A 2,376-nucleotide genomic window follows, 5' to 3' on the forward strand; every position below is an offset into this window, starting at 1 on the left:
CCCTGCGGCGCGCCGCCGCCGCGTGGGAGCCGCTGCGCGCCCTGCTGACGTCCACGGTCCCGGACGCGCTCGACCTCGCCGACGAGGAGGTCACCGAACTGCTCTCGCCCGCCACCGGGCAGCGCCTCCAGACCGCGGGGGTGCAGGTCCACTGGCCCAGGGCCATGGTCCGCCGTCTGACGACACGGGCGGACATCGGCCGGGACGGCCCGCCGGACTCCTCGCGGACCGGGCGGCCCGGGCTGCTCTCGCCGGAGGCGCTGCTGAGTTTCACCTGGCAGTTCGCGGTGGACGGCGAGCAGCTGAGCCGTGCGGAGCTGGACCGGCTGGCCGAGGCGGGCAGGCCGCTCGTCCGGCTGCGTGATCAGTGGGTGCTGCTGGATCCGGAGTCGGTACGGCGCGCTGTCACCCGCCGGGACCGCAAGGTCACCGCGGCCGAGGCGCTCGGCGGTGCGCTCACCGGTGACTGGGAGGAGGACGGCGAGCGGATCGAGATCCGGGCCGCCGGACACCTCGCGGCCCTGCGCGAGCGGTTGACGGCCGACCCCGGCGACGAGGACCCGCCTCGCGAGCCGCCGACCGCGCTGTCCGCGACTCTCCGCGACTACCAGCAGCGCGGCCTCGCCTGGCTGGACCGGCTCACGTCGCTAGGGCTGGGCGGCTGCCTGGCCGACGACATGGGGCTGGGCAAGACGCTGACGTTGATCGCGCTCCACCTGCGGCGGCAGGAGGCGCCGGAGTTCGCCGGCCCCACGCTGGTGGTGTGCCCGGCGTCCCTGCTGGGCAACTGGCAGCGGGAGATCGAGAGGTTCGCCCCGGGCACACCGGTGCGCAGGTACCACGGCGCCGAACGCCGGCTCGACGCCCTGGCCGAGGGCGAGTTCGTGCTCACCACGTACGGCACGATGCGGCTGGACGCGCCCGAGTTGGACGCCGCCGCCGACTGGAGCCTGGTGGTGGCCGACGAGGCGCAGCACGTGAAGAACCCCTACTCGGCCACCGCCCGCCGGCTGCGGACGGTGTCGGGGCGGGCCCGGATCGCCCTGACCGGCACGCCGGTGGAGAACCGGCTGGCGGAGCTGTGGGCCATCCTCGACTGGACCACTCCCGGGCTGCTGGGCACGCTGCCGGCGTTCCGCCGGCGGTACGCCGACGCCGTCGAGGCGCACGAGGGGCCCGGCGGAGGGCCGGCGGCCGAGCGGTTGGCCCGGCTCGTGCAGCCGTTCCTGCTGCGTCGGCGCAAGTCCGACCCGGGCATCGCGCCGGAGCTGCCGGCCAAGACGGAGACCGACCGGGCGGTGGCGCTCACCGCCGAGCAGGCCGGGTTGTACGAGGCGGTGGTCCGCGAGGGACTGGCCGCGGTCTCGGGCGCGGACGGCCCGGCGCGGCGGGGGCTGGTCGTCAAGCTGCTCACGTCGCTCAAGCAGATCTGCAACCACCCGGCGCAGTACCTCAAGGAGGAGGACCCGGAACTGCCGGGCCGGTCGGGCAAGTTGGAGTTGTTCGACGAGTTGCTCGGCACGCTGCTCGCGGAGGGCGTGAACACGCTGGTGTTCACCCAGTACGTGCGCATGGCCCGGCTGCTGGAGTCGCACCTGGCCGCCCGGGGCGTACCGACGATGCTGTTGCACGGCGGCACTCCCGTACGCGCCCGGGAGGAGATGGTGCGCCGCTTCCAGCGGGGTGAGGTGCCGGTGTTCCTGCTGTCGTTGAAGGCGGCCGGCACCGGACTCAACCTGACCGCCGCCGAGCACGTCGTGCACTTCGACCGCTGGTGGAATCCGGCGGTCGAGGCGCAGGCGACCGACCGCGCACACCGCATCGGGCAGCAACGCCCGGTGCAGGTGCACAGGTTGATCGCCGAGGGCACCGTCGAGGACCGCATCGCGGAGTTGCTGAGTCGCAAGGCCGCGCTGGCCGAGGCGGTGCTCGACGCCGGCACCACCGCGCTGACCGAGTTGTCCGACGGCGAGTTGGCGGAGCTGGTCGAGCTGAGGGCGGCACCGGTCGGCGGGGCGGCCGAACGGCCGAGCGGAAGGAGCCGCCGGTGAGCGGGCAGCACGACACACCGGAGCAGGAGCGGACCTATGTCGCGTCGCCGCCGGCGAAGGGGCAGGCCTTCGCCCGGACCTGGTGGGGCGTCAGCTGGCTGGCGGCCCTGGTGGCGAACACCCTGGACGCCGGGGCGACCCGAGACGGACGGCGCCTTGCCCGGGCAGGCGCGGTGGGGGCCGTGTCGGTCCGTCCCGGGCGGCTGACCGCGGTGGTGCACGACCGGGACGGCACCGGGCACCGTTCGGATGTGCTGCTGCCGCGGCTCGACGACGCCGACTGGGGCCGGCTGCTGGACGTGGTGGCCGCAGAGGCCGGCCATCT

The 2,376-nt window shown here is 74.7% G+C and carries 1 protein-coding gene and 1 pseudogene; both read left to right on the forward strand.

All coding sequences use genetic code 11. The annotated features are described in order from the left end of the window. A partial coding sequence (locus tag ACYVE9_RS23290) for a DEAD/DEAH box helicase (protein WP_461029854.1) occupies nucleotides 1-2,051 on the forward strand: 2,051 nt, incomplete at its 5' end. Continuing rightward, nucleotides 2,048-2,376: pseudogene (locus tag ACYVE9_RS23295) on the forward strand (SWF or SNF family helicase); the annotation flags it as partial. The gene ACYVE9_RS23290 and the pseudogene ACYVE9_RS23295, both read left to right, overlap by 4 nt.

Source organism: Streptomyces sparsus, assembly GCF_054776295.1.